The sequence below is a fragment of the Ilumatobacter sp. genome, from assembly GCF_039969435.1.
Taxonomy (GTDB): Bacteria; Actinomycetota; Acidimicrobiia; order Acidimicrobiales; family Ilumatobacteraceae; genus Ilumatobacter_A.
In genome coordinates this window covers 29,877-43,798 of the sequence record NZ_JBDVNU010000021.1, presented here as the reverse complement: position 1 = coordinate 43,798, position 13,922 = coordinate 29,877, and the positions used below count along the sequence as shown (strand labels likewise).

12 protein-coding genes are annotated in these 13,922 nt (G+C 67.8%); 8 read left to right on the top strand and 4 right to left on the bottom strand.

The window, feature by feature from the left end:
* The first annotated feature begins 126 nt into the window (after positions 1 to 126).
* From ABJK40_RS11980 to ABJK40_RS11970, 3 genes are read left to right on the top strand one after another with little or no spacing between them, the layout of a single operon-like run.
* The gene (locus ABJK40_RS11980; RefSeq protein WP_348478834.1) at positions 127 to 1,659 is read left to right on the top strand and encodes a carboxyl transferase domain-containing protein; all 1,533 of its coding nucleotides are present in this window, start codon (positions 127 to 129) and stop codon (positions 1,657 to 1,659) included.
* An 8-nt stretch (positions 1,660 to 1,667) separates the two neighbouring features.
* Complete coding sequence (locus ABJK40_RS11975) at positions 1,668 to 3,800, top strand: biotin carboxylase N-terminal domain-containing protein (RefSeq protein WP_348510273.1); 2,133 nt, start codon at positions 1,668 to 1,670, stop codon at positions 3,798 to 3,800.
* Complete coding sequence (locus tag ABJK40_RS11970; protein WP_348481418.1) at positions 3,793 to 5,622, top strand: acyclic terpene utilization AtuA family protein; 1,830 nt, start codon at positions 3,793 to 3,795, stop codon at positions 5,620 to 5,622. The genes ABJK40_RS11975 and ABJK40_RS11970 overlap by 8 nt, the downstream gene beginning before the upstream one ends.
* Positions 5,623 to 5,633: 11 nt before the next feature.
* Here ABJK40_RS11970 and ABJK40_RS11965 read toward each other — a convergent pair whose 3' ends face one another.
* The gene (locus ABJK40_RS11965; protein WP_348481420.1) at positions 5,634 to 6,392 is read right to left on the bottom strand and encodes a DUF2071 domain-containing protein; all 759 of its coding nucleotides are present in this window, start codon (positions 6,390 to 6,392) and stop codon (positions 5,634 to 5,636) included.
* 29 nt (positions 6,393 to 6,421) lie between these two features.
* Here ABJK40_RS11965 and ABJK40_RS11960 point away from each other — a divergent pair, with 29 nt between their 5' ends.
* A complete protein-coding gene (locus ABJK40_RS11960; protein ID WP_348481422.1) occupies positions 6,422 to 6,772 on the top strand; it encodes a DUF971 domain-containing protein in 351 nt (116 codons plus the stop codon).
* 139 nt (positions 6,773 to 6,911) lie between these two features.
* Here ABJK40_RS11960 and ABJK40_RS11955 read toward each other — a convergent pair whose 3' ends face one another.
* Positions 6,912 to 7,940 (bottom strand): LLM class F420-dependent oxidoreductase, encoded by a 1,029-nt coding sequence (locus tag ABJK40_RS11955; RefSeq protein WP_348481490.1) that lies wholly within the window; start codon positions 7,938 to 7,940, stop codon positions 6,912 to 6,914.
* Positions 7,941 to 7,993: 53 nt separating this feature from the next.
* Here ABJK40_RS11955 and arfB point away from each other — a divergent pair, with 53 nt between their 5' ends.
* Positions 7,994 to 8,416 (top strand): alternative ribosome rescue aminoacyl-tRNA hydrolase ArfB, encoded by a 423-nt coding sequence (gene arfB / locus ABJK40_RS11950; protein WP_348481424.1) that lies wholly within the window; start codon positions 7,994 to 7,996, stop codon positions 8,414 to 8,416.
* A gap of 39 nt (positions 8,417 to 8,455) precedes the next feature.
* Here arfB and ABJK40_RS11945 read toward each other — a convergent pair whose 3' ends face one another.
* Together ABJK40_RS11945 and ald are read right to left on the bottom strand one after the other, a co-directional pair.
* On the bottom strand, positions 8,456 to 9,736 hold the full coding sequence (locus tag ABJK40_RS11945) for a cytochrome P450 (RefSeq protein ID WP_348481426.1): 1,281 nt from the start codon (positions 9,734 to 9,736) through the stop codon (positions 8,456 to 8,458).
* A 74-nt stretch (positions 9,737 to 9,810) separates the two neighbouring features.
* Positions 9,811 to 10,941, bottom strand: a complete 1,131-nt coding sequence (ald, locus tag ABJK40_RS11940) for an alanine dehydrogenase (protein ID WP_348481427.1) — start codon at positions 10,939 to 10,941, stop codon at positions 9,811 to 9,813.
* 67 nt (positions 10,942 to 11,008) lie between these two features.
* Between ald and ABJK40_RS11935 the strand changes: the two genes are divergently transcribed.
* The 3 genes from ABJK40_RS11935 to ABJK40_RS11925 all read left to right on the top strand — a co-directional run bounded on the left by ABJK40_RS11935 (position 11,009) and on the right by ABJK40_RS11925 (position 13,802).
* Positions 11,009 to 11,449: an Lrp/AsnC family transcriptional regulator gene (locus ABJK40_RS11935; RefSeq protein WP_348481429.1), complete on the top strand. Its 441-nt coding sequence runs from the start codon at positions 11,009 to 11,011 to the stop codon at positions 11,447 to 11,449.
* 40 nt (positions 11,450 to 11,489) lie between these two features.
* The gene (locus tag ABJK40_RS11930; RefSeq protein ID WP_348481431.1) at positions 11,490 to 12,110 is read left to right on the top strand and encodes a J domain-containing protein; all 621 of its coding nucleotides are present in this window, start codon (positions 11,490 to 11,492) and stop codon (positions 12,108 to 12,110) included.
* A gap of 237 nt (positions 12,111 to 12,347) precedes the next feature.
* Positions 12,348 to 13,802, top strand: coding sequence for a DUF222 domain-containing protein (locus tag ABJK40_RS11925; RefSeq protein ID WP_348481433.1), 1,455 nt, complete (start codon positions 12,348 to 12,350; stop codon positions 13,800 to 13,802).
* The last annotated feature ends 120 nt before the right edge of the window (positions 13,803 to 13,922 follow it).

The following is a 13,922-nucleotide window of genomic DNA, read 5'->3' as shown; positions in this document are numbered from 1 at the left end:
CGGGGCCGGGTCCCGTTCAGGATCGGCGACGGGACGGCGGCTACGGTCGGCGCCATGAGCATCGGAACACCGCTTCGCTCGAAGCTGGACACGAAGTCCGACGACTACCTGGCCAACCTCGCCGAGATGCAGGCGATGTGGGACGAGGTCGCAGCGCTGATGGAGACGGTGCCCACCATCGGGGGGCAGCGCTACGTCGACCGCCACCGAGCGCGCGGCAAGATGCTCGTGCGCGAGCGCATCGAGGCGCTCATCGACCCGAACACGCCGTTCCTCGAACTGTCCGCCCTGGCGGCCTGGGGCACACAGGATCCGATCGGCGTGGGCGTCGTGCAGGGCATCGGCGTGATCGAAGGCGTCGAGTGTGCGATCACCGGGACCGACATGAGCGTCAAGGGTGGTGCGGCGAACCCGACCACGTGGAAGAAGAGTCAGCGGTTCCACGAGATCGCTCGCGAGAACCGGTTGCCGCTGATCAACCTGAACGAGTCGGCGGGTGCCGACCTGCCGCGCCAGGCCGACCTGTTCATCCAGGGTGGTGCGAGCTTCAAGGCGCTCACCCGCCTGTCGAAGCTCGGCATCCCCACCATCACCGCGGCGTTCGGCCCGAACACGGCGGGCGGTGCCTACACGCCGGGCATGAGCGACTACACGATCTTCGTCAAGGACGCAGGCACGGCGTATCTCGGCGGGCCGCCCTTGGTAAAGATGGCGATCGACGAGATCGTCGACGAGGAATCGCTCGGCGGTGCCGACATGCACTCCCGCACCAGCGGACTGAGCGACTATCTGGCCCAGGACGAGATGGACGCGCTGCGGATCATCCGCCAGATCGTTCGGCATCTGCAGTGGAAGAAGCTGGGCCCCGGCCCGACCATGCCGGCCGACGACCCGCTCTACGACCCGATGGAACTGCTGGGCTGTGCGTCGGCCGACGTGCGGATCCCCTTCGACATCCGCGAGATCTACGCTCGGATGTTCGACGGCAGCCGCTTCGAGGAGTTCAAGTCGTTGATCGGTGCGACGCTCGTGTGCGGGTGGGCGTCGATCCACGGGTTCCCCGTCGGCGTGATCGGCAACAACGGGATCCTGTTCTCCGAGGAGGCCAAGAAGGGCGCCCAGTTCATCCAGTTGTGCAACAAGATGTCGGTGCCGATCGTGTTCATGCACAACATCACCGGCTTCATGGTCGGCTCGAAAGCCGAGCAGGGGGGCATCATCCGCAACGGCGCGAAGATGATCAACGCCGTCTCCAACTCCGAGGTGCCGCACTTCAACCTGATGGTCGGGGCCAGCTACGGAGCGGGAAACTACGGCATGGCCGGCAAGTCCTACGACCCCCGCTTCATCTTCACGTGGCCGAACCATCGCATCGCGGTGATGGGTCCGAAGCAGCTCGCCGGCGTGATGGACATCATCGCCCGCAACTCGGCCGCGGGTCGCGGGATCGAGGTCGACGAGGAAGCGCTGGTCGCACAGACGAGTGCGCTGGAGCAGCAGATCGAGACCGAGTCGACCGCGCTGTACTCGACGGGTCGCCTGTGGGACGACGGGATCATCCACCCCGGCGACTCCAGGACGGTGATGGGCCTCGCACTCTCCGCGGCCCACAGCAATGTCGTCCAGGGAACATCCGAGTACGGCGTGTGGAGGCACTGATGAGTTTCATGGCAACACCTGCAGGGTCGATGTCGCGACGCATCACGAGGCTCCTGATCGCGAACCGGGGCGAGATCGCGTGCCGGATCGCCCGGACCGCTCATCGGCTCGGGATCTCCACGGTCGGCGTGTACTCCGAACCGGACGCCGATGCGATGCACGTCGACGCAGTCGACGTCGCCGTGGCGCTCGGCGGGTCGACTCCGGCGGAGTCGTACCTGCGGGCGGACGCGATCATCGAGATCGCACGTGCCCACGACTGCGATGCGATCCACCCCGGCTACGGGTTCCTCGCCGAGAACGCCGACGTCGCCGAACGGGTCGCCGCGGCCGGGTTGATCTGGGTCGGGCCGACCCCCGACCAGATCCGCATGCTCGGCGACAAGGTCGCGGCGAAGAAGCTCGCCATCGAGTCGGGGGTGCCCACCGCCCCACTGTTCGAGATCCCGATGGACGACGGCACGATCGGAGCGATCCCCGACGGCATCCCGATGCCCGCGCTCGTCAAGGCGGCCGCAGGAGGCGGCGGGAGGGGCATGCGCATCGTGCGGTCCGCGGAGGAACTCGCCGAGGCGGTCGCCGCTGGTTCGCGGGAGGCGATGTCGTCGTTCGGTGACGGCACCGTCTTCGTCGAGCCCTACATCGAGCGTGCCCGACACGTCGAGGTGCAGATCATCGGCGACATGCACGGCAACGTCGTCCACCTGGGCGAGCGCGAGTGCTCGATCCAGCGACGCAACCAGAAGATCGTCGAGGAGTCGCCGTCCGCAGGGATCACGCCCGAGACACGCGCCGCGATCTGCGACGGTGCGGTCGCACTGGCGAAGTCGGTCGGATACCACGGCGCCGGCACCGTCGAGTTCCTCGTCGACGAGGCCGGGAGCGTCGGTTCGATCAACTTCCTCGAGGTCAACACGCGCCTCCAGGTGGAGCATCCGGTCACCGAAGCGGTCACCGGCGTCGACCTCGTCGAGTTGCAGTTGCGAGTCGCCGCCGGCGAGGAACTCCCGCTGCGCCAGGAGTCGGTCACGACAGACGGTCACGCGATCGAAGTGCGTGTCGTGGCCGAGGACCCCGCCGCGGGGTGGCTGCCGTCCACGGGGCCGATCGCGTCCTTCGACCTGGTCGGGGAACACGACCTCGTGCGGATCGACACGGGGTTCCGCGCCGGCTCGGTGGTCAGCTCGGACTACGACTCGATGCTCGCGAAGGTGATCTCCCACGGTGCCACCCGCGCCGAGGCGGCAGCGAAGCTGCGCCGGGCGCTCCGCGCGTCGGAGATCGACGGCGTCCGGACCAACCTGGCGACGCTCGTGTCGATCCTCGGCGAGCCCGACTACCTGAACGCGAAGACGCCCACGGCGTACCTCGACGAACATCCCGACGTCGTGTCGGCAACGGGGCCGACGGGTGCGGACCGTACGGCGTTGCTGATCGCAGCGGTGTTCGCCACCGAGCGAGCCGATCGTCGCAACGACAGGGTCACCGGGTTCGCCCCGTCGGGTTGGCGCAACCTGCGCACGCAGGGGCAGCGCCAGATCTGGTCGGTTGCGGGTTCCGACGTCGGCGAACCGGTGGAGTTCACCATGTGCGTCGACGCCGCCGACGTCCGGCTCGGCGCCTGGCCCGTGGCCGACGACGACGGTGCGCTGCCCCGTGACGAACGTCCCCGGTGCGCGGTCCGCCTCCTCTCGCTCGACGACACGGCCGGATCGGGTCAGACCCACTCCGGCCGCCCGGCGGCGCTGGTCATGGCGGTGGAGGTGGACGGAGTGCGGCGGGTGATCGACGTGACCGTCGAGGGCGACGCCGTGCGGACGCGCAGTGCCGCCGGCGCCCTGACGTGGATGCAGCGTCCACGATTCGTCGACCACGACGCCGAGGCCGCAGGTGGCGGGCCGATCTGCCCGCTCCCTGGCACCGTGATCGCCGTCCACGTCGCCGTCGGGGACGACGTCGCCGAGGGCGCCGTGCTGATGGTCGTGGAGGCGATGAAGATGGAACACAAGATCACCGCCGCGGTGGCATCGACGGTGACCGAGGTGCACTTCGAGGTCGGCTCCCGCGTCGACCAGGGAGACCTGCTCGTCAGCCTCGATGCGGCGGCCGACGTCGAGTCCGGCGGCGCCGCCGATGGCTGATCCGATCCGCATCGCCAACTGTTCCGGGTTCTTCGGGGACCGGCCGTCCGGCGCCGTCGAGATGGTCGAGGGCGGACCGATCGACGTCCTGACCGGAGACTGGCTGGCCGAACTGACGATGCTGATCCTCAGCCGGATCCGGGCCAAGCGACCGGGGCAGGGGTACGCCCGCACCTTCGTGACCCAGATGGAGCAGGTCATGGGCACGTGCCTCGATCGCGGCATCAAGGTCGTGTCGAACGCCGGTGGCCTCGATCCCGACGGGTGTGCCGAGGCGGTCCACGACGTGGCCCAGAAGCTCGGACTGAACCCGACGATCGCCTACGTGGACGGCGACGACCTCCTGCCGCGCCTGGCGGACCTCGTCGGCGCCGGATCGGTCCGGTCGTTCACCGACGACTCCATGGAGGACGGCTGGGGCGACGTGTCCCGGTTCGTGAGCGCGAACGCGTATCTCGGGTGCTTCGGCATCGTCGATGCGCTCACCCAGGGAGCCGACATCGTCATCACCGGGCGGGTCACCGATGCCGCAGTGGTGTGCGGGCCGGCCGCGTGGCATCACGGTTGGTCACCGACCGATCTGGACCGCTTGGCGGGAGCGGTCGTGGCGGGGCACCTCATCGAGTGCAGCGGCCAGGTGACCGGCGGGAACTACTCGTTCTTCGACGAGATCGACGGCCGGACCGAGGTGGGCGGTCGCGCTCGTTTCGGGTTCCCGTGGGCCGAGGTCGCAGCCGACGGATCGTGCGTGATCGGCAAGCACGACGGTACCGGCGGTGCGGTCACGGTGGGCACGGTCACCAGCCAGCTGCTCTACGAGATCGGTGGCCCCGAGTACCTCGGCCCCGACGTGACCGCTCGGTTCGACACCGTGGAACTCGAACAGATCGCGCCCGATCGGGTGCGCGTGTCGGGCACCGTCGGGGAGCCGCCTCCCGCGACGCTGAAGGTCGCGATGAACGAGTTGGGAGGCTTCCGCAACTCGTTCACGGTGGCGTTGACCGGGCTCGACATCGAGGCCAAGGCCGCGTTCGCACAGGCGGCCTTCTGGGATGCGTGCCCCTCCGGACCCGACGACTTCGACCAGATCGACAGCAGGGTGATCCGCACCGACAAGGTCGATCCGATGACTCAGGAGGAAGCCACGGCGATCTGGCGGGTCACGGTGAAGGATGCGGACGAACGCAAGGTCGGCAGGGCGTTCGCCGACGCCAACGTGCACACCGCCCTCGCCGGCATCCCCGGCATGTACGGCCTCGGTGGGGGTCCCGGCGCCGCGAGCCCGTTCGGCGTGTACCGCCCGGCGACGGTCGACCGGTCCGAGGTCCCTCAGTACGTCCACCTGCTCGGTGGCGCCTCGAGAGCGATCGAGAGCACACTCGCCGATGTCGATGTTCCTCCGCAAGACCGTTCGTCGCGTGGCGACACCGCGGACATCGCCCCGTCCGAATCGGATCAGTGGGAGCCGGGCGAGCAGGGAGCGATCGGCGACGTGGAGCGGGTCCCGTTGGGGCGCATCATCGGGACGCGCTCGGGGGACAAGGGCGGCAACGCCAACCTCGGTGTGTTCACGCGATCTGACGACTCCTGGGCCTGGGTCGATGCCTGGCTCACGGTCGACCGACTGCGTGCCCTGTTGCCCGAGACCGAGTCGTTGCGGATCGACCGTCACCGCTTCCCGAGGATCCGGGCGCTGAACTTCGTCGTGCACGACCTGCTCCAGGAGGGTGTGGCCGCGTCCACACGTCAGGACGCGCAGGCCAAGGCACTGGGGGAGTGGTTGCGGGCACGCATCGTCGACGTCCCGTCCGACCTGCTCTGACCGCTCGCTCGTCAGACGCGGGTGGGGCGACCGAACCAGGCGTCGATTCCCTCGACCCATCGCACGATCGGATCGCCCGTCGGCGCCGGGAGGCCCGCGGCCTCGAACGACTCGTCGTGGTACTCGAGGAGTGTCGCGTCGTGGACGCGCCAGCGCGGGTGGTCGACGGGATGGTGGCGAAGTCGACCGCGAAGCATCGGCCAGCGCGCGACGGTTCCCCAGCGGGCGGTGAGGAACTGGTCGAGCTCGTCGGGGTCGTCGATCTCGTCGCCGATCTCGACGGCGACCGCCGTCGTGGAGCGGGGCCGGTGTGGCCATCGCCGCTTCCACGTCTCGTACCGACGCCAGGTGTCCTCGACCTCGACGGTGAGATCACACCAGATGTATGGAAACCCGAGCAGCAGCCGTGCGAATGCGACGATCGCCAGCCGGTTGGCTTCGAGTGAGAAGAACCAGACCGCACGGTTGCCGGCCGAGTCGACGATGTAGGTGCGCACGTTGGTCTCGGCGAAGTGCGAGATCCACGGCAGCGGTCGCACGAACCGCGGTGTCGCATGCATCATCTCGAACGGGACGAGTGACACGTAGGCGTGGCCGTCGAACGTGTCGACGCGGACGCCGTCGGGCAGCAGCGCCTGGATGACGTCGGGGTCGTACCGCCAGTGGACGAACGTGAGGTTGTCCCATCGGTTGCGGAGCCACCATCGACCCATCGGTGAAGGTCGGGTCGCCGAGATGGCGATCGGGTCGGCGTCGATCGGAACAGTCATCGAGAGGGTGACGGTACCCTCGCACGTGCATGGCCGACCACGACATCGAATCGATCGAAGTCGATCGCACCAAGCACGTGTACCTCGAGTTCGCCGACGGGGTCACCGCCACCTTCGATCTGGCGCCGCTGCGTCTGGCCTGTCCGTGCGCCGAGTGCAACTCGCGTCGTCAGAAGGGCACGTCGGTGTCCATCATGGCCGAGACGAAGCCCGACGAAGTGGCCATCACCACGGCGACGATGGCGGGCAACTGGGGTCTCAACCTCGACTGGAACGACGGTCACTCCACGGGCATCTATGCGTTCGAGAACATGCGGAGGTGGATCGACGAATACATCGTCGAAGCCCACGTCACCCGCCCCGACGGCCCCCGGACCTGACGACCCAAACCTGCCGGTGAGTCTGCGTCGGTGTGGCGTCGACCGAGACGCACCGCTCGGTGTGGTGGCGGCTGGTCGGTGAGTCTGCGTCGGTGTGGGGGCGACCGAGACTCACCGCTGGGTGTGCGTGGCGGCTGGGTCAGCCGTTGATGAGTTCGGCGTAGATCGGCAGCATCATCGCCGGACCGGACAGGAGGAACTCGGTGATGCAGGTCTCGCGCCACTTGTCGAGTTCACCCTTGATCTTGTCGGCGGGTCCGACGAGCGCCACGTCCTCGACCATCTCGAGGGGGATCGACGCCGCGGCCTCGTCCTTCTTCCCGTCGAGGTACAGGTTCTGGACCTTGTCGGCCACGTCGCCGTAGCCCATCCGCTCGAACACCTCGTAGTGGAAGTTCGCACCCTTCGCTCCCATCCCGCCTGCGTAGAGGGCGAGGAAGGGACGGACCATGTCGGCGCACTTCTGGACGTCGTCGCCGGGGATGATCATCACGCCGGAGGACACTTCGAAGCGGTCGACCTTGCCGTCGTCGCCCGATGCGGCGAAACCCGAGGCGAGTTGCTCGCGATACCAGGCGTCCTCCTTCGGCGAGAAGAAGAGGGGGAGCCAACCGTCGGCGATCTCGGCGGAGAGCGAGACGTTCTTCGGGCCCTCGGCGGCGAGGTAGATCGGGATGTCCGCGCGCAGCGGGTGCACGGTCGGCTTGAGGGCCTTGCCGAGGTTCATCCCGCCGTCGTAGGGCATGTCGTAGTGAGCGCCGTGGAACTCGACCGGGGCTTCACGTGCCCACACCTGGCGCATGATGTCGACGTACTCGCGAGTGCGTTCGAGCGGGCGTGGGTACGGCTGTCCGTACCAGCCTTCGACGACCTGGGGGCCGGATGCACCGATGCCGCAGATGAAGCGGCCGTTGGAGAGGTGGTCGAGGGTGAGCGCAGCCATGGCGGTGGCAGCAGGCGTGCGTGCCGACATCTGCATGATGCCCGTCCCCAGCTGGACCTTCTCGGTCTGCGCACCCCACCAGGAGAGAGGGGTGAGTGCGTCGGAGCCGTAGGCCTCGGCGGTCCAGATCGAGTTGAACCCGAGCTTCTCGGCTTCGAGGATCCCTTCGAGCGCCCCCGACGGCGGACCCGCCGACCAGTAACCGGTGTTGTATCCGAGCTTGATGTCTGCCATGAACGCACCGTATTCGCACGCTCCCGATCAGGCATCATGGAGGCATGGCCGATGACCGACTCGTGGTGACCGATGCCGTGCGCATCGCGCGATTCGAGTTGACGGAGACGTTCTCGGCGTCGGGCGGGCCCGGCGGGCAACACGCGAACAAGGCGGCCACGCGCGTCGAGTTGACGTTCGACGTGGAGACGTCGTCGGCATTCCGCTCCGAGGCGCAACGCGAGCGCGTGATCGACAAGCTGGGCTCGCCGATCCGGGTGGTCGTCGACGACGAGCGTTCGCAGTTGCGGAACCGGGTCATCGCCGAGCAGCGACTGGTGGAGAGGTTGCGTGCGGCGTTGTCCGTTCCGAAGCGGCGCCGAGCGACCACGCCGACGCGCGGTTCGCAACGGCGACGGTTGGCGTCGAAGGCGCAGCGCAGCGAAGTGAAGCAGCAGCGCCGACGCCCTCGCGCCGACGAGTCCTGACCGACCCCTGCTCCTGACGGGTGGGTCGGCGTCCGGTCGTCAGGACCTGGGGACGGAGGGCGTGAAGGTGACGGGAAGCTGCTCGGCGCCGAAGATCGCAACGGTCTGTGGCTTCCACTCGATCTCGCCGTCGACCGCCAGATCCGGCATCCGTCGGGCCAGGATCGGCAGCGCCTCCTGGAGTTCGGCGCGCGCGAGCGAGGCGCCGAGGCAGTAGTGGATGCCGGAGCCGAAGGTCATCTGGGTGCGGCCCTTGACCGGCTCACGGGTGATGTCGAAGGTGTTCACTCCGCCTTCGTCGGCGACGACGTCGGCATCGAAGTTGGCCGATGCGAGGGACGGGAACACGAACGTGCCGGCGGGGAACAGGATGTCGCGGTAGACGATGTCCTCGCTCGCGAATCGCCCGGTCCCTCGGACGGCGCCGAAGTAGCGCATCACCTCCTCGACGGCCTGCGGTGCCAGTTCGGGACGCTCGGCGAGCAGGGCCCACTGTTCGGGGTGATCGCAGAAGACGCCGACGGCACACCCGAGTTGGTTGCGGGTCGTGTCGGTCCCGCCGACGATGACCGCGTTCACCATCGAGACGAGTTCCTCGGTGGACAGCCGGTCTCCCTCCTCCTCCGCCGCGATCAACTGGGTGATCAGGTCCTCGCGCGGATCGCTCCGCCGGCGTGCGATCATCTCCCGGACGTAGTCGTTCAGCTCGAGCTGCGCCTGCTTGATGACGTCGAGTTCGTCGAGCGCCGTGCCGTTGAAGATGCGCAGCACGTCCTCGGCCCAGCGTGAGAACAGCTGCCAGTCCTCGCGCGGCGCACCCAGCAGTTCGCAGATGATCGGGATGGGATACGGCTCGCAGATGTCGACGGCGACATCGGCGCGACCTGCTGCGGCGACGTCGTCGACGAGATCGTGCACCACGTCGCGCATGAACGGACGGAGACGATCGGCCTCACGCGGTGAGAACGCCTTGGCGACGAGTCGGCGCAGGCGCACGTGGAGGTCGCCTTCGGCGGCGAGGATCGACGGTGGTCGGTCGATGAACGCCGGGTCGGTGATGCCCCGGAGCTCGGGAAGCTTCGCGACGGCGTTGTGCCACCGCTTGTCGCGCAGGATCGCCGTGACGTCGTCGTAGTGCAGGATCGAGAAGCCGATCTGGCTGCGGGCGATCCAGCTCTCGGCGGACAGCGAGTGGTAGATCTCGGCGGTCTCGTCCCGCGTGCCGTCGCGGGCGTCGAGAGGCACCACGGGGAGGTCGAGGTCGTGGACGCTGACCGGTGCGGACGGTGTGGCGGGTGTCCTGGTGCCGATGTCGCTCATGGAGTCGACACTAGGACTGCCCGCGGTGGGCGGCCCAGACGGGTCGATGGCGCTGCGTGTGCGCCCGAAGCGTCTCAACCGAGCGCGTCGACGGCCGTGGCGCCGAGGGAGGCGGCCACGATGGCGTTGGCGTGCGAGCCGTTCACGGTGTTCAGACCGTGGGCGATGGCCGGGTTGCGTCGGGCGGCACCGATCGCTCCGTACACGGCCACCTCGAACTGGTAGGGGAGTGTGGCGTTGGTGAGCGCATAGGTGCTCGTGTGGGGCACGGCGCCGGGCATGTTGCCCACGGCGTAGTGGACCACCCCGTGCATCTCGTAGACGGGCTCGTCGTGGGTGGTCTCGCGGGTGGTCTCGATGCATCCACCCTGGTCCACTGCGACATCGACGATCACGGCTCGGGGCTTCATCTGTTTCACGAGGTCCTCGGTCACCACGACGGGTGCGCGGCCGCCGGCGACGAGCACCGCACCGATCACGAGGTCCGCTTCCATGACCGTCCGCTCGATCGAACCCTGGTTCGAGGCGAGAGTGGAGATGCGGCCCTTGTGGATCTGGTCGACGTAGCGCAGCCTGTCGAGGTTCTTGTCGAGCACGGTCACCTCGGCCTCCATCCCGGCAGCGATCACCGCACTGCTCCAACCGACGTTGCCGGCTCCGAGCACCACGACCTTGGCGGGGCTGACGCCGGGGACGCCACCCATCAGCACGCCGCGGCCGCCCTTGTGGCGTTCGAGGAAATGGGCGCCCATCTGGGGGGCGAGTCGGCCAGCGACCTCGCTCATCGGTGCGAGCAGCGGCAGTCCGCCGTCGGCGGTCTGCACCGTCTCGTAGGCGACACCCGTGGTCTTCGCCGCGAGCAGCGCCTCGGCCACCGCAGGGTACGCGGCCAGGTGGAGGTAGGTGAACAGCGTCAGGTCCTCGCGCAGGTACTGGAACTCCTCGGCCTTGGGCTCCTTGACCTTCACGACCATCTGCTGCGACCACGCGTCGGCGGCCGTGGGGACGATGGTCGCGCCAGCCGCCTCGTAGTCCTCGTTCATGATCGAGGCACCCACGCCCGCGCCGTCCTCGACGAACACCGACACGCCGCCACGGGCGAGTTCGCGCACGCCGTCGGGCGTCATCGCCACCCGGTGCTCCGCGGTCTTGACTTCCCTGGGGACACCGACGGTGGAGATGGCGGGGGAGTTGGCGTTGGTCATGTGACCATGTTCGCGTGCGCTCGTCCGCGGGTGGAACGGAAGTCCGTGGCACCACTACGATCACTCCGTGGATTCTCCGGCTGGCGACCCCGTCGACGCTCGAATCGTCGGCATCCTGCGCTTCAACGGTCGAATCAGTTGGAAAGAGCTGGCGGATCGAGTGCATCTGGCACCCAGTTCTGTCGCCGATCGTGTCCGGAGGTTGGAGGAGCGCGGCGTGATCACCGGGTACTCGGCACGCATCGACCCGGCGGCGGTGGGGCGCACCGTGCGAGCGGTCGTCGACGTGAGCCTGGTGCCCGGCGACGAGGCCGATGCGTTCGAGGCCCGTCTCGTCGAGCGCGACGAGATCATCATGGCCTCGTACGTGACCGGCTCGGCGGACTACACGATCGTCGCCGAGTGTGCGGGTGCCGAGGGGCTCGATGCGTTCGTCCGGTGGGTCCGGGCCGACGAAGCCGTGGCACGAACCGAGACGAAGTTGATGTTGCGGTCCGTCATCGGCTGAACCGGGTTCACCGTGAGCTCGCCCCGTTAACTTGCTGGGAGTGAACGGTCGGTCCCACTACGACGTCCTGGCGGTGCCCACGACGGCATCGGCCACGACGATCCGGGAGTCCTACCGACGACTCGCCCGTGAGTACCACCCCGATCGGACGATGGGCTCTGCTGCGGGTGGCGACAAGATGCCCCAGATCAACGAGGCCTACCGGGTGCTGTCCGACCCGGGTCGGCGTGCCGTGTACGACGCCGAACGTCGAGGAACACCGAGGTCGCCCGAGGCGACGTCGAGCGGCGGCGGGGCCGAGGTCGACGCTCCCGTCTACACGTTCCAGCATCCGCCGGGCCCGGCTCGCATCCCATGGCGGGGTCTGCTCTTCTGCTCGCTGATCGCCATCGTCGTGATCGTTGCGCTCGCCCAGTTCGGCGAGCCGTCCGGCCCCCCGGCGCCGGACAACATCCTGCGCACCGGGGAGTGCGTCGAGATCCTGCCCAATGGCATGGCCGGCGAGGTCGTGTGTACGGGGAGCGGCGACCTGGTGGTTCGCCAGGTGACCGCACGCGACCAGGATTCCTGCCCGAACGGGTTCGAGTTCTACCGGGATCGCCAGGGCATGGTCGGTGTCTGCCTGGAGCAGGAACCCGTCGACCCGACACTCGGTTCCTGATCGCCTCGGAAAGAATTTTCGGGATTTCTCGTTGCCCTGAGACCCCGCTGGGTGCTCGCGTGCGCAGTGGTCGCGGAGGCCGCTGGATCGATCGAGTCGTTGAGGAAATCGGGCCCCAGAACGTGCGGTGATGCGGTGTGTGCTGCCCCTGCTCGAGTGGTCACGTCCGCGGTGCGTTCGTTGCGGAGTGCCTGGTCAGCGGCTTGCAACCGCGCGCGTGTTCGATACGATGGTCACATGTTCTCCGAGGTGATCGACGGACTGGTCGAGATGACCGCCGACCAGATCCTCGAGCGGTTCCGTGACCTCGAACTGCGTCGTCGTCACATCGACGCCGAGCAGGCGATCCTGGTGGCGGCGATCGATGCGCGGTCGATCGCCCAGTGCGAGGGCCACCGCACGATCAACGGTTTCCTGCGTGCCGAGCTGAACTGCTCGAAGAACGAGGCGGCAGAGGTGCGGGCGCTGGGGCGAACGGTCGACCAGTTGGCAGGGGTCGGCGAGGCGTGGATGTCGGGTCGGATCGGGCGGTCCCAGGTGAAGCAACTGGATCGTGCCCGTGCCAACCGTCGGATCAGCGATCGGCTCGGGCCGCTCGTGCCGATGCTGGTCGAACAGGCCGAGGTGTGTGACTCACCCTCCTTCGCAGAGCTGATCGACGAGACCATCCGGTGCCTCGACGAGGACGGCGCGCACGATGGTCGTGACGATTCCATCGAGCACCGGAACGCGCACGTGTCGGCCGTGGGTGACGGCGTGGTGATCAACGCGTCGGGTGGTTCGCCCCTCGAAGCTGCCGAGATGATCGAGATCTTCGACGGCTTCGTCGAAGCGGAGTTCCGCAGGGACGTCGCCGCTCGCGCCGAGCGTCATGGGGTCAACGCCGAGTTCCACGATCTGGCCCGCACCGCCCGGCAACGCCGTTTCGATGCGCTGATGGCGATGTTCCGGGCCGCAGCGGCGTCGGACGGATCGGCCAGGGCGGCTCGGTTGGTGCTGAACATCGTCGTCGACGCCAAGACATTCGCCAAGGTCTCCCACGCCGCCGGGCTGGCGACCGATACGAATCTCGCTGGTGAGCCGGTCGACCCGTTCACCGGACTCACCCGCCCCGCCGACCTGATCGACGAACTGCTGAGCGACCCGGCGTCGCTGCTCGATCGGCGTTGCGAGACCGACGCCGGGGTTCCGGTCCACGCTCACGATGTACTCCAGGCGGCCCTCTCGGGTCACGTTCGTCGGGTCGTGGTCGACTCGAAGGGCGTGGTGATCGACAAGGGTCGAAAGAGCCGGCTGTACACCGGTTCGGCGCGTGATGCGGCGAAGTTGTTGGTCAAACGGTGCGAGCATCCGGGGTGCCTGCTGCCCACGAAGTTCTGCGATGTCGATCACGCCGAGGAGTGGGATCGTGACGATGGTCCGACCGACCAGGCCAACAGTGGCATCCGGTGCAACCCGGACAACCGTGCCAAGACGCGACACAAATGGCGAACCAAACGAGCCACCAACGGCAAGACCTACACGATCCGCGAGGACGGCACGGTCATGCTGCCGATCGGCGCCCGACAACCGGTGTTCGACGACGACCCGCCGCTCGAGGCAGGTCGACGATGTCTCGAAGACCTGGAATGGGACGAACTCGTCGCGGAGCTCGAGCGCCAAGGCCTGACCGACATGATCGAATACTCCTGACCCGATTCGTTCGAGGCATTCCGCGAGTTTCTCGATTCGCACTGCTGGCCGAGCTGCGACACTACTGTTCACGTTTCATGCGTTTGATCAAGACCCTGGCGTTCACATGCGTCGTCATCA